The organism is Roseateles subflavus (assembly GCF_030285365.1).
GTDB classification, from domain to species: domain Bacteria; phylum Pseudomonadota; class Gammaproteobacteria; order Burkholderiales; family Burkholderiaceae_C; genus Roseateles_B; species Roseateles_B subflavus.
Window position 1 is genome coordinate 111,503 of the sequence record NZ_JASVDS010000006.1, and the last position, 22,813, is coordinate 134,315.

Consider the following 22,813-nt stretch of genomic DNA (forward strand, 5'->3'; position numbering starts at 1 on the left):
CGTCCAAGTCCATGAAAGTCCGACGACTGCCCCTCTTTGCCGCGGCGCTGTTGCTGCTCGTGCTCATCGTCTCGTTCAAGCTGATCTACGCCGACCTCGACCGCCTGGGCGGCACGCCCTGGACGTCCAAGCGCAGCAACGACTATGCCCGCTACCTGCTCAAGCGCCTGGAGGGCCATCCCAAGCTGGAGACGGTGTTCCAGCCCATGCTGCAGGGCTGGCAGTCCTGGCTCGAGCCCGAGGTGGACCTGCGCCAGCACCCCGATCACGGCCGTGGCGCACGCGCAGAGAGCGCCCGCAGTGTAAGACAGCAGGCGCAGGGCCTCCGTGCGAGAACGGACGAGGACCTCGGCCGCCGCCTCCGGCCCATCGACAGCACCGGCGCGCTGGAGCTGGCCTTGCAGGACGCCCGCCCTGGCGACGTGCTGGAGCTGGCGGATGGCCGCTACCTCATCACCCGGACCCTGTGGACGCGCCAGGCCGGCACCGCCGAGCAGCCGATCACGCTGCGGGCCGCGCACCCGCGCGCCGCCGTGCTGATGAGCGAGACCGCCACGCTGTTCGAGGTCACCGAGCCGCACTGGCATTTCGAGGATCTGGACATCGAGGGCCGCTGCCGCCCCCCCGGCTGCGAGCACGCGCTGCACATCACCGGCAAGGCCAGCCATTTCCGCGCCGAGAACAACGTCATCCGCGACTTCGACTCGCACATCAAGGTCAATGGCAGCCAAGGCCTGTTCCCGGACCATGGCCGGCTGACGCACAACACCCTCACCAACGAGGGCGACCGACTCAGCACGCGGCCGGCCAATCCGGTGGACATCGTCGCGGCCAGCCACTGGATCGTCGACGAGAACATCGTCCGTCACTTCATCCATCCGGACGACAGGACCAGCAGCTACGGCATCTTCATGAAGGGCGGCGGCAGCGGCGGACGCATCGAGCGCAACCTCGTGATCTGTGCCGCCGAGGGCGTCTCGGCTCGCGGCACGCGGCTGGGCATCTCCTTCGGTGGCGGCCTGACGGGCCCGAGCTACTGCCGCGACCAGCTGTGCCGCACCGAGCACGAGAACGGTCTGGCCCGCGCCAACATCATCGCCAACTGCAACGATGCGGGCCTGGACATCAACCACGCCACCAGCATCACGCTGGAGGGCAATGTGCTGGTCAACACCGCAGGCATCAACATCCGCGGCACGAGCCCGGCTGCACGGCTGATCGGCAACCAGGGTGACGGCACGGTGCGCACCTTCGCCAACAAGGATGTCAGCAGCGACGGCCTCGCTGCCGCGCCGCTGGACCGCACGCTGAAGATCAAGCCCTGAGCGGCCGGGCCCTGGGTGGGCAGGTCGTCAGCGGCCCTGCCCGGCCCTCAGCCCCTTAGCCCCGCAGCGGTGCGTCGTTCGAGCGCGCGTCCACCGACGTCATCAGCTGGGCCAGCTGCCAGGCGCCATGCTGGCGTGAGGTGTGAGACACCGCCTCCACCGTCCGCACCGGTGCGCGGAAGGCGGCGGGGTCGGCCAGGAAGGCATCGTAGGACTGCAGCAGGGCTGCCTCGATCGCCTGCTCGTCGAGCACGTCGACGTTGCGCACGCCCTCGAACTGCGAGAGGCGCCGCGCGGTGATGCCCTCGCAATCCACCAGGGCCAGGATCGGGCGCAAGGCGCGCAGGTACTCGTAGATCTTGGCCGGGATCTGGTTGTTGAAGGCCGCCCCCTGGAACACCAGCAGCACCTCGGCGCCCATCATCTCCTGCAGCGCCTGACGGTAGGGGACGGGCCCGGCGACGTCGACCATGTCCTGCACCCCGAACTTCTGGGCCAGGTCCCGGATCGCCTGGTCGGCCCCGGGCGCACGGAAGCGCACGCACAGTCGGCTGGCGTCGATACGGCCGCTGTCCCGCAGGCGGGCCATCACACGGAAGAGGCTGCTCGGGTCGCGTTCCTTGGGATAGATCGCGCCGCTGTGCAGCATCAGCAGCCGCTCGGGGGCGAGGTCGAGGCGCTGCGCCTGGGCGCCGTCGAAGGAGCCTTCGTCGTAGCCGTTCTCGATCACATGGACGCGGCCGCGGGCCTCCGGATAGCGGCGCTCGAAGAGCTGGCGGGCACCGTCGGTCGTCACGACGCAGCAGGTGGCGCGCCGCACGGCCCAGCCTTCGAGACGGGGCAGCAGCCAGCGCTTGAGGCGGCTGGCCTCCCAGTCCTCGTGGTAGACGGGATCACGGAACTCGGCGATCCAGGGCCGGCCCGTCCAGCGGGCCACCATGCCGCCGATCAGGTGGGCGGACAGCAGCGGATAGGTGCTCCAGACGAGCTGGACCTGGCGGCTGCGCACGAGACGCACGCCACGCCGGATCCCGCCGAGGCACCAGCTGGACCAGCGGTCCGGCATGGCCAGCAGCTCGGGGTACTTGCCCCGGATGGAGAGGTCGCGCCGCACGTCCAGCGCCAAGGCACGGTCCAGGCGAATGTCCGGCGGCACCTGGGCCATGAGGTCCACGCTGGTGCGCTCGTAGGCGTTCGCGGTGGCCGACAGGAGGCTCACATCCCAGCCGGCCTCGGGCAGGATCTTGGCGAAGTTCAGGCTGCGCAGGACGCCGCTCGAGCCGGCCTGGGGCGGGAAATGGAAGGCCACCATCAGCGCCGCATGCGGCCGGGCCGGCCGGGCCGGATCCGGCGCCGGCGCCCGCAGCAGATTGCCCAGCAGCTGGAAGGCCCGCGAGCCCGGCGTCGCGCCCCAGGGCGTGAAACGGCGCAGCTGCAGGAAGCAGCTGTCGAGCGAGGCATAGCCCTTCTGCGTACTGACACCGCAGGCGTAGCCGGCCTGGCGCACCATGTCGACATGGCGGCTGGTGTAGTCCTTGCCGGGCTCGCCGTTCGGGTAGGCGAAGGGCATGCGCATCGGACCCAGGATGGCCTCGATGTCGGCACGGCTGTCGCGGATCTCGCGCTCGGCCTCCTCCTCGGTGCAGCAGGACAGGATCGGGTGGTTGACCGAGTGAGCTCCGATCTCCATGCCCATGGCCTGCAGCGCCCGGAGGTCATCCGCATCGAAGCAGGCCGGCCCGACGTAGGACGGTCCGCACCGGCGCTCCAGCTCGGCCATCGCCTCGTGGCGGTGCGCCTGCGGCTGGTACTTCAGCGCCGCGGTCACGAGACGCACGGCATCGACGCGGCGCTCGCGGGTGCTGACGTCCAGCCCCAGCGTTGCGCCCGGCACGCCGGCGAGCTCCTTCTGCTCAGGCGGCAGGTGGTGGATGGCGCTCTCGATGCGTTCGTTCCACAGCGGCTGGCCGCGCAGCTGGGCGGTCGTGATGAAGAAGGTGCCGCGCAGGCCCTGCGCCTTCAGCCAGGGTGCCACATGCTCGATCCAGCTCTTGTAGCCGTCGTCGAAGGTCAGCACCACGGCCGGCTCCTTCAGCAGCCCGGCGCGCAGCAGGTCCACGGCCTCGGTCAGCGCCAGGATGCGGAAGGAGGCCTGCAGTTCCCGGACCAGGTCCTGGAAGCGCTCGAAGCTGTACTCGTGCGGGTCGATGCACTGCGCCTCCAGCGGAAGGCGATGGAAGGAGAGGATGGTCAGCTTGCCGCGACCGAACCTGCGGGTGAGGGAGAGCATCATGGGCATGGGGCGGCGGCGGCTCAGGGCCGCAGGTTCGCCGTGGATTTCCGGGGGTTGACCTGCTGGCGGACATAGCGGCGCAGGCAATCGGCGAGCGCCACCAGCATGTACTGGAAGTCGTAGAAGGCGGCGCTCAGCGCTGCACCGGTGATCAGGAAGATGAACATGGCCCCCGCCACGGCGTTGACCATGTCGACGGACCAGGCCAGATCATCCCGCCCGGACTTCCTCACCAGTCGCTGCACCTCGGCGCGCGCCGTGAAGGCGGCCCCCATGAGGGCCACGAAGATGGCCAGGCCCACGAAGCCCATGTCTCCCAGCACCTCGAAGTAGATGCTGTGCGCCGCCGCCGGGTAGTTGACGTCCGGTGTCTCGACGAAGCCCAGCAGCCCTTGCTTGTAGCGGAACTTCTCGAAGATCACCGGCGCCTGCACCGCGCGGAATCCGCCCCCGAAGACGGGGTTCTCGACCGCGATGGCGCTGGCACGCTTCCACGCGGTCACCCGGCCCATGAACGAGGCATCCTCGTTGGCCGACTGCAGCGTCTCCATGCGCTCGAACCAGCTCGCTGGCGCCGCGGCGTAAATGGCCAGCCCGATGGCCAGGAAGATCATCAGGCCCTTGAACTTCTGGCGCCCCATCAGCACCATCCACACGCCGAAGCAGACGAAGCCGATCAGCCCGCCGCGGGACTTGGTGGCGATCACCGCCATGGCCACGAGGAACATGAAGCCCAGCAGGGCATGGCGCCACAGCCGCGACTTGCTGTACTGCCAGAGGTAGAAGGCCAGCGGCACCGACAGCAGCACCGACTGCGCGAAGTGGTTGTTGTCGCCCAGCTTCGGGTTGCCCAGCACGATGTGGGAGCCGCCCGAGGCCAGGAACTTCAGCCCCTCGACCACGCCGTGGCCCCCCAGGCCCAGCGCCATGATGATGACCATGGCCACCAGCCGCGCCCGGTTGACGAGGAGCAGCGGCATCAGCAGGCACAGCAGGATGTTCTTGAACAGGTTGGTGGCGATCTCCCAGTTCCGCTCGATGCCGGGGTAGGCCAGGCTCGCCACGAACAGGGCATGCAGGGAGAACAGCAGGAAGAGGACCTGCGTCCCGCCGAGCTCCCACTTGCCCACGACCTGCTTGCGCTGGGTGAGCATCAGCACCAGCGTCGAGATGGCGAAGACCATCACATAGGGCACGCCGGCCATGAAGCCGAACATGTAGAAGCCCAGGGCCGCGAGATTGGCCCAGGACCACAGCAGCAGGGACGCGAAGGCGCTGCGGATGACCAGCGGGGCGATGCCCGCCATGAAGATCAGGGTGACGATGTCACGCATGCGGCCCCCTGCCCTGCGGACGGCCCGGCCCCGCCGTGCGCGGGGCGGGCGGCTTCGGTGCGGGGGGCTTCGGTGCGGGTGGGTTCTTGCCGGGCTTGCTGCCGAGTCGGATGTCGAACCAGCCCAGCTCCTCCTTGTCCGGATTGCCACCGGCCTGGGCGAGGGTCTTGAGGAGCCACGCCACGGCCAGCATCTGGGCAAAGACGACCAGGTATTCCTTCATCGCTGAACCTGCACTTTCTGCCCCGTGCGGGCGCTGGCGCCAGCCGGGCGGGTGAAGAGCCGCTCGTAGTGCCCGAGCATCGCCTGCAGGGAATAGGCCTGCAGGGCGCGCTCGCGCGCCGCGGTCTGCTGCGACTGCCGGGCGGCGCCGTCGAGCTGGCGGTTCAGTGCCTGCCGCAGGCCCTGGACCAGGGCCGCGGTGTCCGAGGGCGGGACGAGCAGCCCCGCACTGCCCTCGCCCAGCACGGCCGCATTGCCGCCGACGGTGGTGGCGACGATGCCCATGCCCGTAGCCAGGGCCTCCTGCAGGGCGCACGAGGTCCCCTCGGTCACCGAATTCAGCACGAAGACGTCGAGGGCCCGCAGCACGGCCGGCACGTCCTGGCGCTGGCCCGCAAAGCACACGCGGTCCTGCAGCCCGAGCTGCGCCACCTGCTCGCCCAGGGCCTGGCGCAGGGGGCCCTCGCCCACGAGCACGAGGCGCGCCCGGCGGCAGGCCTCGTCGTCCAGGCGCTGCAGTTCGGCAAAGGCCGCGACCAGCCGGGACTGGTCCTTCACGGGGTCCATGCGGCCGACGGTGCCCACCAGCAGGTGCTCCTGCGGGCGGAACGGCAGATCCGCCGGCCAGGCCTCACCGGGCCGGGGCGGGCGGAAACGCTCGGTGTCCACGCCATTGGTGATCAGGTGGATGCGATGGGCCGGCACCCGGATGGCGTCCCGCAGGTAGTCATGCACCTGGTCGGACACCGCGACGAAATCCTGCACGAAAGGCGCCATCAGGCGGCGGTTGCGCCGGTTCCTGAGGTTGCTGCCCCCCGGATCGCTGACGTCCCAGCCGTGCTCCGCGTGGATGCGACGCGGCACCCGGGCCAGCGCCGCCATCGGGGCGAAGTCCAGGGCCGCCAGGTTGCAGCTGTGCAGTACGTCGGGTGCCTGCTCGCGGAACAGTCGCCAGGCCTGCGGCCAGTAGGGGATCGGGCCGCCGGGCTGCTTGTCCAGAGCGATGCACTGCACGTCCGGTACCTCGATGCGCGACCGGTAGACGGCATCCACCTCGGTCAGGGCGACCAGCGTGTGGCGGAAGCGGTCCCGGGGCAGGCCGTTGATGAGCTGCGTGACGACGTTCTCCAGCCCGCCGCTGGAGAAGCGGTAGAGCAGGTGCATCACGTGCAGGCGGGAATCGGTCTTCATGGCCAGGAACGGACCCTCGGGGCAGCTCGGCCGCTCAGCGGCCGATGGGGAAGTACTCGAGCCCCAGGGTGCGCACCAGCGCGGGGTCGTAGAGGTTGCGGCCGTCAATGATGACGGGGTGGCGCAGCGTGCTGCGCAGGGTGTCGAAGTCCGGGCTGCGGAACTCCTTCCACTCGGTGGCGATCAGGAGCGCGTCGGCGCCCTCCACGGCCTGCATGGCGCTGTCGGCGAACTGGAGCCCCGACGGCGCCCCGAGGACGCGGCGGGCCTCGTCCATCGCGACGGGGTCATAGGCGACGATCTCGGCGCCCGCGGCCAGCAGGTCGGCCACCAGCACGCGGCTCGGGGCCTCGCGCATGTCATCGGTGTTGGGTTTGAAGGCCAGGCCCCACAGCGCGAAGCGGCGGCCGTGGAGGTCCTCGCCGAAGCGGCGTCGCACCTTGCCGGCCAGCACGTGCTTCTGGGCCTCATTGGCCGATTCCACGGCCTTCAGGACCTGCATCTCGATGCCTGCCTCGATGGCGGCCGTGCGGATCAGCGCCTTCACATCCTTGGGGAAGCAGGAGCCGCCGTAGCCACAGCCGGGATAGAGGAAGTCGTAGCCGATGCGCGGGTCGGAGCCGATGCCGCGGCGCACCAGCTCGATGTCGGCCCCCAGGCGCTCGGCGAGGTTGGCCATCTCGTTCATGAAGCTGATGCGGGTGGCCAGCATCGCGTTGGCGGCGTACTTGATCAGCTCTGCACTGCGCACGTCGGTCAGCACCAGACGCTCGTGGTTGCGCTGGAACGGCGCATAGAGCGCCCGCATCAGGGCGATGGCCTGCTCGTTGGAGGCGCCCACGATGATGCGGTCCGGCCGCATGAAGTCCTCGACGGCGGCGCCCTCCTTCAGAAACTCGGGGTTGGACACCACGGCGAAGGGATGGGCGCTGCCACGCCGCTGCAGGGTCGCGGCGATCTCCGCCTGGACCTTGTCGGCCGTGCCCACGGGCACCGTGCTCTTGTCGACGATGACCCGGAAGCCCGTCATGTGCTGCGCGATGCCGCGCGCCGCCGCCAGCACGTACTGCAGGTCGGCCGAGCCGTCCTCGTCGGGCGGCGTGCCGACGGCGATGAACTGCATGGTGGCGAATTCGGCGGCGGCCTTCACATCGGTCGTGAAGCTCAGGCGGCCGGCGGCCATGTTGCGGCGGACCATGGCCTCGAGGCCCGGCTCGAAGATGGGCACCTCGCCCTGCTGCAAGCGGGCGATCTTGCCGGCATCGGTGTCCAGGCACAGCACATGGTTGCCGACCTCGGCCAGGCAGGTGCCGCTGACCAGGCCGACGTAGCCCGTGCCAATCATCGTGATCTTCATGACGCGCTCCGTGCAGGGGACCTGGCCTCATGCGCCTCCACCAGGCGGCGGAACAGCTGGTACTGCTGCTCGCTGGTGGCGTCCCAGGAAAAGTCCTCAGCATAGCGTCGGACGGCCTCCCGCCCGGGGTGGGCCAGCCACAGGGACGTGACGGCCTCGGCAATCCCCGCGCCATCGCGCGAGGGAATCAGCCGCCCGGCGACATCCCCCTGCACCAGCTCGGGCGAGCCCCCCACCGGCGTGGCCGCCACCGGCGCGCCGCAGGCCATGGCCTCGAGCAGCACGTTGGCCCAGCCCTCGCGGCTGGAGGCCAGCAGCAGCATGTCGGCCGCGCTGTACCAGCGCAGCAGCTCGGTGTTCGGCAGCGCACCGGTCATGCGGACATGGTCCTGCACGCCCAGCCGCCGGATGGTGGCCTCGATGCGGGGACGGTCCACGCCCTCTCCGATGATGACGAGGCGCGCCTGAGGGAAGCGCGGCAGCAGCTGCGCCAGGGCCTCGACGCACAGGTCGTGCCCCTTCAGCGGCACCAGATGGCCCACGGACACCATCAGCGGCGCCCCCTCGAGGCCCAGCTCGCGACGCATCTGCGCCTGGTCCAGGGGCCGGAAACGCTGCAGGTCCACGCCGTTGCGGAACACATGCAGCTTCTCGCGCGGCTCGCCGAGCTCGTGCAGGCGTTCCATGAGGTCGGCGCACACGCCGATGGACGCGTCGGCCTGCCGGGCGGCGCCCTGGATCAGCCGGCGGGGCCACGGGAAAGTCGGAAACAGGTTCAGGTCGGAGCCACGCGCGGTGATGGTCAGCGGCTTGTCGAACAGGCGGGCCAGCCACGCCGCGGCGACGCCGTCCGGGTAGTAGTAGTGCGCGTCGATGACGTCGAACTCGAGCCCCTCGCGCATCCAGCGCCGGATGGCCAGGGCCGAACGCAGGGCCAGCACATGGGGCGCGATGTTCATGCCCACCTTGGGCGGCAGCAGGTAGCGCGGGTAGCGCACCTCGATGCCGTTGTGCACCGCCTGACGGGGCGTGGCGGCCATCTTCGCCCAGGCCCCGAAGCGTGGGTTCGAGGAAGGGAACCACGGCACCGGCGCGAGCACCTTGGCCTCGACCTTTCCCGCCTTCAGCAGCTCGCGCAGACGGGTCTCCACGAAGATGCCGTGCCCCGGCCGGCTGGGGCTGGGGTAAAGCGTGGAGAACAGCAGCGTGCGGAGGGGACGATCCATGCGGGGCGGGCGGTCCGGTGAAAGGCGGCGGGTCAGCGGACCGGGCGGCCGAGCAGTCGCTCGTAGACCGGCACGTAGTTCGCCGCGCTGTTGCGCCAGTTGCGCACATCCTCGACGAAGCGGCGGCCGTTGGCCTGCACGCGCGGCCAGTCCGCCGGCGCGCCCAGCACCTTCAGCACGACGTCCGACAGCGATTGCCGATCACCCGCCTTGAACAGGTGGCCGGTCTGGCCGTCCTCGATCAGCTCCTTGTGGCCACCGACGTCCGAGGCCACCAGCAGGCGGCCCTGCGCCATGGCTTCCAGCGGCTTGAGCGGCGTCACGAGCTCGGTCAGGCGCATGGGATGACGCGGGAAGACCAGCACGTCGATCAGGTCATAGTAGCGCTGCACCTGGGCATGCGGCACGCGGCCGGTGAACACGACCTTGTCGGCGAGGCCGAGCGCCTGGCACTGGGCCTTGAGCGCCGCATCCTGCGGGCCGCCGCCGACCAGCAGCAGGCGCACGGCGGGGTCACGTTGCAGCATCTGCGGCAGCGCTTCGAGCAGCAGGTCCAGGCCTTCGTAGGCGTAGAAGGAGCCGATGAAGCCCAGCACCTTGGCGCCCTGCAGGCCCAGTTGCGCCTGCAGCGCCGGATCGGGCTGGCCGCCGGGCTCGAAGCTGGCGATGTCGACCGCATTCGGGATCACGCTGACCTTCTGCGCGGGGATGCCGCGGCCGAGGATGTCGCTGCGCAGGCCCTCGCAGATCGTGAAGACGTGATCCACGCGATTCATCGCGCGGGTCTCGAGCGCGCGCGTGGCCCGGTAGCGAAGGCTGCCCTCGGAGGTGGTGCCATGGTCCACGGCGGCATCCTCCCAGAAGGCGCGGATCTCGTAGACCACCGGCAGGCCGGCCCGGCGTGCAGCGCGCACGGCGGGCAAGGCATTGAGCACGGGCGAGTGCGCATGCAGGATGTCCGGGCGATGCTCGCGGATCAGCGTGTCGAGGCGACGCTCCAGCGCGCGCATCAGCTGCATCTCCTTGACCACCGGCAGGCGGCTGGCTTCGGGCATGGGCGTGCGGTGGAAGGTCCAGGCATCGACCTGTTCCTGCAGCGCGCCGTCCTGCTGGCCGGCGCTCTGCTCGTGCTTCGGGCTGGTGACGTGCACCGTCTCCCAGCCGAGCTTGCGCTGCTCGCGCAGCAGCGAGGCCGTCCGGAAGGTATAGCCGCTGTGCAGCGGCAGCGAGTGATCGAGGATGTGAAGGACGCGGACGGTCATATCAGAGGGCGGTCGGGGCGGCAGACGTGGAGGCATGGGCCGGCGGGGTCTTGCTGGCAATGGCGTGCTCAGGCACCACCGGATGCGGGCCATCCACCACCACGCGAAGGAAGGCCTCGAACATGGTCAGCGACCACAGCGCCGTGCTGTGGTCGGCGCGGCCGGACTGGTGCTGCTCGACAAGATCGCGCAGGCAGTCCGGGTTGAACCAGCCCGTGTCGGCCAGGCGCGGGCCGAGCACGGACTCGCGCACCTTGTCCTTTAGCGGCCCGCGGAACCACTGGGCCAGCGGCACGGAGAAGCCCATCTTGGGGCGGTACAGCACCTCGTTCGGCAGCTGCGGCTCCATGCTCTTCTTCAGCAGGTACTTGCCCTCCTGGCCATGCAGCTTCAACGAGGACGGCAGCGTGGCGAGCCACTCGAGCAGCTCGTGGTCCATCAGCGGCTCGCGCACCTCCAGCGAATGCGCCATGCTGGCTCGGTCCACCTTGGTGTTGATGTCACCGACGAGGTAGGTCTTGGTGTCCAGGTACTGGATCAGGGCGAGCTGGTCGTCCGTGTGGGCGTTCTTCGCGTGGCGATGGAAGACCTGGTCCGCACCGTAGCCGGCCAGGGCCCGGTGCATGGCCGGGCTGAAGAGCCGCTGGCGCAGCGGCGCCTTGTTCTGCGAGACGGAATGGCAGTAGGCACTGACCGGGTCCATGGCCATGCCCTGGAAGGTGGTCTTGGCACGCAGGAAGCGCGGCGCCCAGTCCAGCTTGGGATAGGCACGGCCCAGCGCACCGAACACCATCTGCCCCATGCGGCCTGGCAGCATGCCGCGAAGGCCCGACTCCAGCATGTGCAGCTTGTAGCGGCGGTAGCCACCGAAGGCCTCGTCGCCGCCATCGCCCGACAGCGCGACCGTCACATGGCGGCGGGCCATCTCACAGACGCGGTAGGTCGGAATGGCCGAGCTGTCGGCATAGGGCTCGTCGTAGAGGCGGGCCAGCGTGTCGACCAGGTCGAAATCATTGCTGCCCACCGTGTGACAGACATGCGCCGTGCCGTGGCGCTTCGCGACCATGTCGGCGAACTCGGATTCGTTGAAGCGGGGGTCATCGAAGGCGATGGCGCAGGTACGCACGGGCTGGTCCGAGAGGCCGGCCATCGTGGCCACCACGGCGCTCGAATCCACGCCGCCGGACAGGAAGGCGCCCAGCGGCACCTCGGCGATCATGCGCAGGCGCACGGACTCGCGCAGGCGGTCCAGCAGCTCGGCCTGGGCATCCGCCAGGCTGATGCGGCTGTCCAGCGTGTAGCGCAGGTCCCAGTAGGACTTGGACGCGGGAATGGGCGCCCCGCGCTGGATGCGCAGCGTGTGCCCGACGTCCAGCTTGTGGATGCCCTTGAAGATGGTGCGCGGCTCCGGCACGTAGCCGAAGGCGAAGTACTCCTCCACGGCCTGCGGCTCGATCTCGCGGCGCAGCTGCGGATGGGCCAGCAGGGACTTCAGCTCGGAGCCGAAGAGCAGCAGGCCGTCGTCCAGCAGCGTCCAGTAGAGCGGCTTCACCCCGAGGCGGTCACGGGCCATGAACAGGCACTGCTGCTTGCGGTCCCAGATCACGAAGGCGAACATGCCGCGCAGGCGGTCCACGCAGCGCTCGCCCCAGCTCTCCCAGGCATGAACGATGACCTCGGTGTCGCTGCGCGTGTGGAACTGGTGGCCCAGGGCCTGCAGCTCGGGGATGAGTGCCTGGTAGTTGTAGATCTCGCCATTGAAGACGATGGCGACGCTGCGGTCCGCGTTGAACAGCGGCTGCTGGCCCGTCGCGATGTCGATGATGGACAGGCGGCGGTGACCGAAACCGAGGCCGGGCTCGAGGTAGAGGTCGCCCTCGTCCGGGCCACGGTGGTGCTGCGAGTCGTTCATGCGCCGCAGCACGCCGGCGTCGATGGCGCGCGCCTGGCGAGTGTCAAAGATGCCGGTGATGCCGCACATGGTCTGCCTTCATTCCGCATTGCCGCTGCCCGGCCGGCAGCACATGATCTGCCCAGGTCCGGAAACGAGCTTGCCGAGCAAGCTCGGCAAGCAACTCATCATTGTCGTGGGTGGCGCCCCCTCGCGGGGCCGGCGCCGCGCCCGGGCGGCCCCTTGGGGAGGCCGCCGCAGACATCACAGGCGCCAGACGCGGTAGCCCGCGCCCTTCAGCGCCGCCTCGTCAAACGCGGCCTTCACGTCGATGAAGGCGCCGCCGTCAACCAGCTTCTCGCCCAGCTGGCTCACGCTCAGGGACGCGAACTCGCGGTGAGACACGGCGGCCACGATGGCATCGGCCTTGGGCAGCTCGTTCCAGGGGGTGAGGCTCACGCCGTACTCGTGCTCGGCCTCGGCGGACTCGGCCTGCGGATCCGTCACGATGACCTCGACGCCATAGGTCTTGAGCTCATTGATGATGTCGATTACCTTGGAATTGCGCAGATCGCCGCAGTTCTCCTTGAAGGTCAGGCCCAGCACGTTGACCTTGGAGCCCTTGATGTGCGAGCCGCTGGCGATCATCTGCTTGATGGTCTGCTCGGCGATGAACTTGCCCATGCTGTCGTTGATGCGACGGCCGGCCAGGATGACCTGCGGGTGGTAGCCCAGCATGTCGGCCTTGTGGGTCAGGTAGTACGGGTCCACGCCGATGCAGTGGCCGCCCACCAGACCCGGCTTGAACTTCAGGAAGTTCCACTTCGTGCCGGCGGCTTCGAGGACCTCGCTGGTGTCGATGCCGATCTTGTCGAAGATGATGGCCAGCTCGTTCATCAGGGCGATGTTGAGGTCGCGCTGGGTGTTCTCGATCACCTTGGCGGCCTCGGCCGTCTTGATGCTGGAGGCGCGGTGCACGCCCGGCACGATGATCATCTCGTAGAGCTTGGCCACGCGGTCGAGGGTTTCGGGCGTGTCCCCGGAGACGATCTTCAGGATCTTGGTGAGGGTGTGCTCGCGGTCGCCCGGGTTGATGCGCTCGGGGCTGTAGCCGACGAAGAAGTCTTCCTTCCACTTCATGCCGGACTCGCGCTCCAGCACGGGGATGCAGACCTCCTCGGTGGCACCGGGATACACCGTGCTTTCATAGACCACGATGGCGCCCTTCTTCATGTGACGGCCGACGCTGGTCGAGGACCCGACCAGGGGCTTGAAGTCGGGGATGTGGGCCTCGTCCACAGGCGTGGGCACGGCGACGATGATGATGTCGGCCTCGCCAAGCATCGCGGGATCGGAGGTGTACACGGCGTGCTTGGCCGCCTGGACCTGCTCGTCGGTCAGCTCGCGCGAAGGGTCCGTCCCACGCTGGCAGGCGTCGACCTTGCCTTGGTGGATGTCAAAACCAATGGTCCTGATCTGCTTCCCGAACTCCACGACGAGCGGCAGGCCCACATAGCCCAGACCGATCACTGCCAAAGTCGTCATACACATGCCTTTCTTGAGATTCTTGAATTATGGCGAGTCATCAGCGTTGAGACTGTGACTGCAGGTAGCCCTGAATTGCGGGGGTCACGGCCGGCATCAGTTCTGCCAGTGCGGGCGCCCCCTCCTCCGCTGCGGGTGCATAGATGAACACGGCGGCGGCGTTGTCGACCCGCCCTGCCAGGCGGCACCAGGCCGTCAGCAGGCGGGCGCGCACCGCCGAGTTGGTGAAGCTGCCGTCGATCCAGTGGGTCTGCAGCACCTGCAGCTCCTCCCGCGCGCCCGACACATGCAGACGCTGGCGCAGGCCCGCGGCCTGCCACACCGGGGACAGCCCGGCGCTGCCAGCGCCCGCGCTGTCGGGCACCACGACCCACTCGTCCTTGAAGCCGGCCAGGCGGTTCTCGGAGTTCATCACCTTGCGCTCTTCGTCCTGCCCACGGTAGAACAGCACCCAGACGCAGAAGGAACGGCCGTCCTTCAGGTAGCAGGCATGCTCCTCGGCACTGGCGCCCCCGTAGGCGGGCTTCCAGCCGGACTTGGCCGGACTCTCCAGCCGGGTCCAGCCCTGCGCCGTCAGCGACAGGGGCGACAGGGCCACGGGCGCGGAGGCCCCGGCGAGGTGCTCGACGTGATAGGCCCAGCCCGCCGGGAGCGCCAGCAGCGCCACGACGAGCGCCGCCTGCGCCCAGGGGGCCCGGGGCGCGGCCGGCGAGACCGGCACGGCGGGCTGAGGCTCGACCAGCGGCGCATCCACGTAGCGGATGCCGACCATGTAGAGCAGCGTCATCACGAGGCCGAAGAAGATCCAGCCGTAGATGATGTGATCGACGCCCGTGGCCAGCTCGTTGCCGGACAGGTGGCCGATCATCACGATCATGTAAGCCCGCAGCCAGTTCGCCACCAGCGGCACGATGAGCGACACCACGCCGAAGACCACCCGGCGCCCGGCGCCGCGGTAGTTGATGTAGGCGAACAGGGTGCCCACCATGAAGGAGGCAATGAGGTAGCGAATGCCGCTGCAGGCTTCCACCACCGACCAATGGCCGCTGGGGATGACGAACTCCAGCCCCTCGCGGTAGACCGGGATGCCCGAGGCCCGGAGCGCCGCCACGGTGAAGTCCGCGGTGGAGTTCATCAGCGTGGGCAGCAGGAACTCGCCGAAGGGCACGGCGAAGAAACTGAAGCTCAGCGGGAACAGCAAGCGCATGCCGATGGCCCGCCCGAAGACGACTGGCACCAGCAGCACGAGCACGGCCACGATGGCGAAATGCTCCGCCGCATTCACGTGGGCCAGGCGCACGACCAGCCAGCCCGGCACCAGCAGGGCCAGCAGCACCAGGCCCGGCCACCAGGGCCGGGGCTGCATGACCAGGCAGTCGTAGCGACGGCGCCAGATCAGCCACAGCACGGCCGGGAAGACGAGATAGCCGTGGGCGAAGGTGTCTGAACGCGCCCAGATGCCCACCATCGACTCGAAGGACGGCCAGAGCAGCGCGATGGCCGCCACCGTGCACAAGGCCCAGGCCAGCAGCGCCGAACGCCAGCCGGCCCGCAGCGCGTCCGGCAGCGTGTGCCAGAAGCGCCGCGTGTCGAGGATCAACTCCTGCCACAAGTCCTTCAGCATGCGCCCCCCGTCGCCAGGCTCAGCGCCCCGTCGATCGCCGACAGGTGCGCGTCCCAGCTGTAGTGGTCCAGCACGTAGCGACGCGCGGCCTCGCCGATGCGCTCAGCCCGCGCGCGGTCCAAGAGCACCTGCTCCAGGGCCGTCAGGTATTCATCCGCCGTTTCCGCTTCGAAGACGGCCTCGCCATGCGGCGCGCCAATCACCTGGGCGCAGCCGCGGGCAGACACGACGGCCTTGCACATGGACATGGCCTCAAGCACCTTGTTCTGCACGCCACGCGCCAGGCGCAGCGGCGCCACGACCGCGTCCGCATGTTGCAGATAGGGACGCACGTCCGGCACCGTGCCAGTGACCCGCACATGCGCGCCCGCGAGGGCCTGCACCGCCGGGGTCGGGCTGCGTCCGACGATATGGAACTGGGCCTGAGGATGCCGTTCGAGCACCGCGGGCAGCACCGCCTCGGCAAACCAGGACACCGCATCGACGTTGGGCCAGTAGTCCATGGCCCCGGTGAAGACGAGATGCGGCCCCGGGCCGGAGAACGGGCTGGCGCTGCCGGTCTGGGGTTGGAAGAAGTCGCTGTCCACCCCGTTGCACAGAGGCTGGATCTTGTCGTCAAGCCCGGGCGCCAGGCCCAGGAACAGCTGACGCTCAGGTTCCGTGACCAGGTAGCTCATGCGGGCCGCGCCCACGATGCGGCGTTCGTAGTCCAGCAGCGTGCGTCCCTCGCGTCCGTAGACCCAGGACATCGGCCAGCGATGGGCCTTGGCATAGCCCACCCACTTCTGGGAGTCCACATCGATGAGATCGACCAGCATGGGCAGCGGAAGGTCCAGGGCGTACTGCGCCATCGTGGACGAGAACACGATGCTGGCGGCCAGGTCCTGCTGCTGCACACAGCGCTGCACCCAGGCCTTCATGGCGGCATCCCGGTAATACGGCAGACCGAGCGGCTCGCCGGTCAACAGCCCCTGGAGGCTGCGGACCTTGCCCAGCGTCGGATTCAGGGGCAGCGCGCAAACTTCGGCGCACACGCCACGCAGCTTGTCGAGGTATTGCCAGTCATCCGGGTCGTCGACAAAAGTCCCCAGGAACACGCGGTGGCGCTTCGCGAGGTGCTTCAGCAGATGCCAGGACCGGACCTTGTCGCCCTTGTTCGGCGGATACGGCAGCCGATGGACCAGGTAGAGGATGTTGGCCATCTCAGCCCCCTGCCCGAGGGATGCCGGGGCCCGGGACGGGGGTTCCGTCCGTACGACCGTGCACCGGCACGCGGCGCGCATGCCCACCCAGGACCTGAGCCGCGGACATCAGGCCGTGGATCACCAACTCGAATGACATTCAGTGAGAACCCGCTGCTTGGGCCGTCAATCGTGGTTTGAGGAATACCTCGTCCATGCGGCCCCATTGGAAATCTTTCAACAGACGGGCAATCCGCCCCTCCGTGCGCGAAAGATTTACATAGTGGCGAAAGCGGGATTTCGCATCAATCCCCTGAACGCGCGGCTGATCCGGATCGATTTCCCACGGGTGGAAATAGAACACGGCCGGTTGCGCCTCCTGCGTGTTGACGCGATTGAGCATCCAGCGCGAAACACCGTAAGGCAGCAGACGGAAATACCCCCCGCCACTGCTGGGGAGATTGCGCTCAAACAGCCGCAGCGTGGTGATGGGAATCTCCAGCAGGCCGTCGCGGACGAAATAGGGCGTCCGCGGGGAATCCGGCATGCCGTAGTGATCATGGGCGATGGGATAGACGCTGGAACTGTACTGATGCCCGGTTTCACGCAGGACATCAAAAGCCCAGAGATTGCCCTTGCCGATGGAGAAGCTCGGCGCCCGGTATCCCAGCACCGGTGCGCCGGCGAGGTCCTCCAGCACCTGCTTGGCCCGGGTCAGATCCTCGCGGAATGCGTCGGGGCTCAGATCACTGGCACGTTCGTGCCCGTAACCGTGGCTGGCCACCTCATGGCCGGCCGCGACGATGCGGCGCACCAGCGCCGGGTAGCGTTCGGCGATCCAGCCCAGCGTGAAGAAGGTGGCACGGGTGTCATGCGCGGCCAGCAGGGCTAGGATGCGATCGACGTTGCGCTCGACGCGGCATTCCAGCTCGTTCCAGCGATCGCGGCGGATGTAGGGGGCGAATGCGGAGACCTGGAAATAGTCCTCCACATCAATGGTCATGGCATTGACGGGCTTCACGAGTCCGTTCCTTCCTTGCGCTCGGCGGCAGTGAGGCCTTCCACCAGCTTCTGCAGCAGCGCCAGCGTCTGCAGGTTGATGCGCTCCAGCCGCATCATGCTGCGCTCGAGGCGCTGCAGGCGGTCCGTGTGGTGATCCTGGGCCAGGTTGAGGATCTGCTCGGACATGCCCTGCCCCAGCGAGGCGGACAGGCTGATCTGGCTGACGTCGATGTCGAGCCCGGCCGGGCCCACGGCGTGCTGACCGAGATGCGCGGCCGGCACCGAGGCCGGGCCGCTCGCCAGCGCCGCATGCGCCGAATCAGGAATGGCCGATTCGTCGCGGATGTCCTTGACGACCTCCTCGACGTCCGCCTGTGTGAGATGCGTGCGGTTGGCCATGAAGCCCAGCAGCAGCAGACGATCGCACAGGCTGTTGATCCGGCGGGGGATGCCGCGCGACGCCTTGTGGACCGCCGCGAAGGCAGCGGGGTCGAAGCTCGGATTCCCGGTGCTGCCCGCGCATTTCAGGCGGTGCTCGATGTAGCGCTGTGTCTCCTCCTCGTCCAGCGGGCCGATGTGGCAGGTTGCCGCCACACGCTGGCGAAACTGCTCCATCTCGGGCCGCTGCAGGATGGCACGGAACTCGGGCTGCCCCACCAGGAACGTCTGAAGCAGCGACTGGTTGCCGTACTGGAAGTTCGACAGCATGCGCAGCTCCTCCACCGCGCGGGCGCTGAGGTTCTGCGCCTCATCGACCACCAGCAGGCAACGCTTGCCCTGGGCCGCCTGGCTGACGAGGAAGGCCTCCAGGGCCATCAGCAGCTCGGACTTGGCCATGTCCTTGACACGGACGCCAAAGGCCGCCCCGACGAGGCGCAGGGTGTCTTCGGCATCCAGCTGGGTCGTCACCAGATTGCCGATGACCGTGTTGCTGCGGTTCAGGCTGTCCAGCAGCCCGCGCAGCAGGGTCGTCTTGCCGGCACCGACTTCGCCCGTGATGACGATGAAGCCGTCGTTGCGCAGCACACCGTAGTCCAGGTAGGCCTTGGCGCGGCGATGCTGCTTGCTTCCAAAGTAGAAATTGGGGTCCGGGCTGAGCTGGAACGGCTTGCTCGTCAGCCCATAAAAAGCTTCATACATGGGACTAGAACTGTTGCTGCAGAGTGCCGGTGATGGCGTTCTCCACATAGGGCCGCAGGGGGCTGTCCATCTCGGCGCGCCGCACACTGACGGACAGCATGCGGGACTCGGTCAGTCGGGTGCTCCAGGCGCCGCTGAGCGTGCGCAGGTGGGAACCGTTCAGAGCCCCCTGACTGGCGGTCGTGCGCTGGTCCGTGTAGCCGAGCGACAGCGAGCTCATGGACGTCAGGCGGTGCGAAAGCGACAGGATCGCGCCGCGCTGGGAAATCTGATCCGACAGGCCCAGGTCGTCCCCCGGCACGCTCGCCGCGCCGATGCGCGTGTTGCGGGTGTGGCCCAGCGACAGGCTCACCGTGGTGCGCACGCCCTGCCACATGGCAGCGATCTGGCGGGTGCGGGACAGGCTGACGGCCGAACTGAGGAAGCCGGGCGTCGAGACCGCATCGGGAGACAGCCCATTCGACTGCAGCACCGCCAGCACCAGCGTCCGGCGCTTGTCCGGGTCTGGCTCCAGAGACGCCAGCATCTGGTAGAGCAGATCGAAATTGGTTCGCTGGCCGAGGCCGCCCTGCACGCCGGGCGGCGAGACCTGCTGGAGGTCGGAGACGCGCAGGGAGAGGCGCGGCAAGCGGTACTCGAAGGCCAGGCTGTGCGTGTTGCCGTAGGACCGGTGGTCTGCCGCCGCTTCCGCCAGCGTGCGCGGCGAGGGTCGCCAGGCCACCTGCACGCCGTAGGCCGCCTTGCGCTCGCGGTTGACCGTCGTGTAGTTGTTGGCGTCCGCGCCCATGTTGACGCCAAGCTGCCAGTCAGGATCAGGCGTGTAGATCAAGGTGCCGATGAGGCGGTCACTGAGCGAGCGCCGCCCCACGCGCGGCGTGGTGACCTGGGCGTCACCGGCCACCCGCCAGCTCAGCAAGCCGCCGGAGCGGGCCGGCCGCAGAGCAGCGCTGACGGCGTACCCGCTCTGGTCGCCGAGGTCTGTGTTCTTGGCGCGATTGAGCACCAGGTTCACATGAGACTCCAGCACGGCGACGTCTGAGAGACGCACCCGGAATCCCGGTGTCACGCTGACATTGGCAACCTGGGTCGCATTCGGGTTGGCGAGCGAGGGGTCCACCGTACGCGGGCCCAGCGCGCTGACATTCTGCTGCGACATGCTGGCCGCCGCCTGCAGGAACAGCCCCCCCTCCGAAGGCGCCCAACGGAGTTGAGAGCTCAGGTGATGGGTGATGCGATCCGGCTCCGCGGACTTCTGGTAGTAGAGCCCGTTGAGCGCGTAGTCGAGATCGCCTGAGAGTTCGAGCCCGCGGGCACGCAGCGACACCCCCGGCGTCAGCGTGGTGATCAAGGCAGCGTCCGGAAAATCGCTGGCGAGCTTCAGGTTGCTCGTGTAGCCCTGGGACACGCTGACACGAGGCTCCAGCGTGACCCGGCGCTGCGGGCCAGCGGCCCCTCCGGCGTCCTGTGCCACGGCCAGACCGGCCGAACTGGCGGCCAGACAGGCCAGCCACACCGAGCGAATAGGCCGTGCTTCCCGCTTAGCGGTCATGTCCAGTCACCTCGGCGGGCTGCAGACTCGGCTGAGCCTCGGGGGCATCGCCGCTGTCGTACCCGTAGCCATAGCCATAGCCATATCCGTAGCTGCCATCCGCATCGACGCGTGCCTGATTCAGCAGCATCAGCCGGACGGGGCAGCTGTCGATCGTGCTCAGCGCACGCTTCACGGCGGACTGCGGCGTGCTCTCAGCATGCACGACGATCACGATCTGCCCCATCTGCGATGCCAGCACCGCCGATTCGGTGGTCAGCAGCAGCGGTGGGGAATCAAAGATGATGATGCGATCGGGGTAGCGCTGCGCCATGTCGTCGAGCAGCTTGCGCATGGCGTCGCTGGCCAGCAGTTCGGTGGCGCGGGCGTGCGGGGTTCCGCTGGGCAGCACGGTCAGCTTGTCGATGCTGGTGCGCAGCAGCGCATCCGACAGATCGACGGATTCCTCCAGCACGTCCAGCAAACCAGGCCCGGGGGGCAGCCCCAGCATGCGCAGCACCGACGGCCGCGCGACGTCGGCATCGACCAGCATCACCGTGTGATCCAGCTCGGCAGCGATGCTCATGGCCAGGTTCAGGGAGGTGAAGCTCTTTCCCTCGCCGGCCAAGGCGCTCGTGACCATGATCAAGTTGCCGTGGTTGAGCATCTCGGCACCGCGGCCCGTGGCATTGCGGATCAGCGGGCGCTTGATCACGCGGTACTGGTCCGCCATGGGCGTGCGGGGCGCATTGGGCGTGACCAGCCCCATGGCAGCCAGCGCCTCCAGATCCAGTTCCACACGCTTGGACACGGCCGCGGCTGGCGCAGGAGCTGCAACACGCTCGACCGTGCGGGGCGCGACTGCCGGCGCTTGCGCCTGCACCGGCGCGGCAACGGCCCCTTGAGACGGCGGCAGCTGGCTGGCGTCCGACGCGCCCTGTGCCGGTGGCGACGCGGGCGTCGTCAGCTGGTCGATGTCCACCCCGGCCTGGCGCAGCTGCTCCAGACGTTCTGCGGCTTGTTCAATGAGACTGCCTGCCATGATCACCCTCCCCGATTCGCAATGACGGCCATCGCGGCGATACCAATGGCAAAACAGATGAACAACAAGGCGCCGGCAGACCAGAAGCTCAGCATGCTGCGCCGCGAACGCGAGACCTCGGCGGGCGTGTGCAGGCGACCGACGACGCCCAGCACGGGCAGCTCCGTCGCGTCACGCAGCTCCAGGGTGTCATGGAAGACCGGACGCAGCTGGCTGGCGACAAAGGACACGCCCAGGCCTGCGGCCACGGACAAGCCCCAGGCCGCGGCCAGCAGCACCAGCCGATTGGGTGCCACCGGTTGATTGGACGCACGCGGCGGGTCGATCAGGCGGAAATCAGCCACACCGGACGCCACATCCAGCTCGCCGGAGATGGCGGCAGACTCACGACGAGCCACCAGCTCCTCGTAGTTCTTCTTGTGGACGGCGTAGTCACGGTTGAGCTGTGCGGCCTCGGCTTCCAGCTGGGGGGCCGTCTTGAGTGCGGAGAGCGCCTGCTGATAACGCGCGGCGTATTCACCAACACGTGCCTGCAGCTGAGCCACCTGGACTTCGGTCGTCGCGAGCATGCGGGACAGGTCCTGCTGCACGGGCGTGCCGGTGCTGTTGCTGACGCTGCCACCAGCCCCGGTGCTGGTACGCCGCATCTCCGTGAGCTCGCGCTTCTTCTGCTCTTCCAGGTCCTTGATCAGCTTGCGGGTCTGGATGACGTCCGGATGCGCGTCCGTGAAGCGCTGCAGCAGCACGTCCAGGTTGCGCTTCTGAGCATCAATGCGGGCATCGAGTTCCGGCATGGCGAATGCGGACGGATCCTGCAGAGCGGTCTGGGCGGCGCTGTCGAGCCGCGCGCGCTCAGCGGCCAGCTGCTGCTTCGCGGCGCTCCGGGCATTCTCGGCTTCACGCAGCTCAAGCCGGGCACGGTCCAGCTGATTGCTCAGCTCGCCCAGGCGCGAGGCCGCGTCCTTGCCTTCACTCGCGGTCAGTTCCAGGTTCCGCAGCCGGAACTCCTTGAGGCGCGACTCCGCTTCCTCGAGCTTCGCCTCGTAGTTCTTGATCTGCTCGTTGATGAAGGTGGTGGCCGTCGCCGTTTCCTTGCGGCTGGCCCCGAGGCTCGACTCCACGAAGATGGAGACCAGCGACTGCACCACCCGTTTGGCGGTGTCGGGATCCTTGTCACGGTACGACAGCGTGTAGAGGTTGTCCTTCGCGGTACTGCGGATGGAGAGCTCGCGAGTGAGCATCTCGATCAGGGCCTCCTGCTGCGCCTTGCTCTGGTTGCCCAGATCCAGGTCGGCCATCCGGACCAGCTTCTCCATGTTCGGGCGGCTGATCAGCGTGCGGCTGAGCATCTGGACCTGCGTGTCGACATTGGGCTGGACGGCCAGCCCGTTCATCAGCGGCTTCAGGATGGACTGAGTATCCACATAGATTCGCGCACTGGCCTCATAGCGATTCGGCAGCAACAAGGCCACCAGCACCCCCAGGGCGCCCACAAGCCACGCCGCCAGAAGCCCCGCCCATCGGTACTTCCACATCCGCCGACCGAGCGTCAGCAACTGAGCGAATAACTGTTCCATGTCGTCTGCTTGCCTGAAGCAATCAGCGGTGGACGCCCGAGCGACCACCGCCGTCAAGAAGTTGAGGCCCTGG

Annotated in this window: 17 protein-coding genes; 1 reads left to right on the forward strand and 16 read right to left on the reverse strand. The window is 68.3% G+C overall.

Translation table 11 applies throughout. The features are described 5' to 3' along the window. The first annotated feature begins 11 nt into the window (after positions 1-11). The gene (locus QRD43_RS18925; protein WP_285984063.1) at positions 12-1,325 is read left to right on the forward strand and encodes a right-handed parallel beta-helix repeat-containing protein; all 1,314 of its coding nucleotides are present in this window, start codon (positions 12-14) and stop codon (positions 1,323-1,325) included. Between the two features lie 55 nt (positions 1,326-1,380). Here the strand turns inward: QRD43_RS18925 and QRD43_RS18930 are convergent, their stop codons facing one another. The 16 genes from QRD43_RS18930 to QRD43_RS19005 form a co-directional block, all read right to left on the reverse strand. After that, entirely contained in the window at positions 1,381-3,624 is a 2,244-nt protein-coding gene (locus tag QRD43_RS18930) for a polysaccharide deacetylase family protein (RefSeq protein ID WP_285984064.1), read from the reverse strand. A 14-nt stretch (positions 3,625-3,638) separates the two neighbouring features. Then, positions 3,639-4,952 (reverse strand): putative O-glycosylation ligase, exosortase A system-associated, encoded by a 1,314-nt coding sequence (locus QRD43_RS18935; RefSeq protein WP_285984065.1) that lies wholly within the window; start codon positions 4,950-4,952, stop codon positions 3,639-3,641. After that, positions 4,945-5,175: a hypothetical protein gene (locus QRD43_RS18940; RefSeq protein WP_285984066.1), complete on the reverse strand. Its 231-nt coding sequence runs from the start codon at positions 5,173-5,175 to the stop codon at positions 4,945-4,947. The genes QRD43_RS18935 and QRD43_RS18940 overlap by 8 nt, the downstream gene beginning before the upstream one ends. Beyond that, positions 5,172-6,365, reverse strand: a complete 1,194-nt coding sequence (locus QRD43_RS18945) for a TIGR03088 family PEP-CTERM/XrtA system glycosyltransferase (RefSeq protein ID WP_285984067.1) — start codon at positions 6,363-6,365, stop codon at positions 5,172-5,174. Before QRD43_RS18945 ends, QRD43_RS18940 begins: the two co-directional genes overlap by 4 nt. Before the next feature lie 34 nt (positions 6,366-6,399). Continuing rightward, positions 6,400-7,722 carry a UDP-glucose dehydrogenase family protein gene (locus QRD43_RS18950; protein ID WP_285984068.1) on the reverse strand — a complete coding sequence of 441 codons (1,323 nt, stop codon included), beginning with the start codon at positions 7,720-7,722 and terminating at the stop codon, positions 6,400-6,402. Beyond that, the gene (locus tag QRD43_RS18955) at positions 7,719-8,948 is read right to left on the reverse strand and encodes a glycosyltransferase family 4 protein (RefSeq protein WP_285984069.1); all 1,230 of its coding nucleotides are present in this window, start codon (positions 8,946-8,948) and stop codon (positions 7,719-7,721) included. Before QRD43_RS18955 ends, QRD43_RS18950 begins: the two co-directional genes overlap by 4 nt. 32 nt (positions 8,949-8,980) lie before the next feature. Beyond that, positions 8,981-10,210, reverse strand: a complete 1,230-nt coding sequence (locus tag QRD43_RS18960; RefSeq protein WP_285984070.1) for a TIGR04063 family PEP-CTERM/XrtA system glycosyltransferase — start codon at positions 10,208-10,210, stop codon at positions 8,981-8,983. A 1-nt stretch (position 10,211) separates the two neighbouring features. Beyond that, positions 10,212-12,191 (reverse strand): XrtA/PEP-CTERM system amidotransferase, encoded by a 1,980-nt coding sequence (locus QRD43_RS18965; RefSeq protein WP_285984071.1) that lies wholly within the window; start codon positions 12,189-12,191, stop codon positions 10,212-10,214. Positions 12,192-12,365: 174 nt separating this feature from the next. Then, positions 12,366-13,646, reverse strand: a complete 1,281-nt coding sequence (locus QRD43_RS18970; protein ID WP_285984072.1) for a nucleotide sugar dehydrogenase — start codon at positions 13,644-13,646, stop codon at positions 12,366-12,368. Positions 13,647-13,686: 40 nt separating this feature from the next. Further along, on the reverse strand, positions 13,687-15,270 hold the full coding sequence (gene xrtA, locus QRD43_RS18975; protein WP_285984073.1) for an exosortase A: 1,584 nt from the start codon (positions 15,268-15,270) through the stop codon (positions 13,687-13,689). Continuing rightward, a complete protein-coding gene (locus tag QRD43_RS18980) occupies positions 15,264-16,472 on the reverse strand; it encodes a TIGR03087 family PEP-CTERM/XrtA system glycosyltransferase (RefSeq protein ID WP_285984074.1) in 1,209 nt (402 codons plus the stop codon). The genes xrtA and QRD43_RS18980 overlap by 7 nt, the downstream gene beginning before the upstream one ends. 139 nt (positions 16,473-16,611) lie before the next feature. Further along, positions 16,612-17,454, reverse strand: a complete 843-nt coding sequence (locus QRD43_RS18985; RefSeq protein WP_285984197.1) for an XrtA system polysaccharide deacetylase — start codon at positions 17,452-17,454, stop codon at positions 16,612-16,614. A 14-nt stretch (positions 17,455-17,468) separates the two neighbouring features. Then, complete coding sequence (locus QRD43_RS18990) at positions 17,469-18,593, reverse strand: XrtA/PEP-CTERM system-associated ATPase (protein WP_285984075.1); 1,125 nt, start codon at positions 18,591-18,593, stop codon at positions 17,469-17,471. Positions 18,594-18,597: 4 nt separating this feature from the next. Continuing rightward, positions 18,598-20,142, reverse strand: coding sequence for a TIGR03016 family PEP-CTERM system-associated outer membrane protein (locus QRD43_RS18995; RefSeq protein ID WP_285984076.1), 1,545 nt, complete (start codon positions 20,140-20,142; stop codon positions 18,598-18,600). Further along, positions 20,132-21,163 carry an XrtA-associated tyrosine autokinase gene (locus QRD43_RS19000; RefSeq protein WP_285984077.1) on the reverse strand — a complete coding sequence of 344 codons (1,032 nt, stop codon included), beginning with the start codon at positions 21,161-21,163 and terminating at the stop codon, positions 20,132-20,134. Before QRD43_RS19000 ends, QRD43_RS18995 begins: the two co-directional genes overlap by 11 nt. Positions 21,164-21,165: 2 nt before the next feature. After that, positions 21,166-22,740 (reverse strand): XrtA system polysaccharide chain length determinant, encoded by a 1,575-nt coding sequence (locus QRD43_RS19005; RefSeq protein WP_285984078.1) that lies wholly within the window; start codon positions 22,738-22,740, stop codon positions 21,166-21,168. Positions 22,741-22,813: the final 73 nt, after the last annotated feature.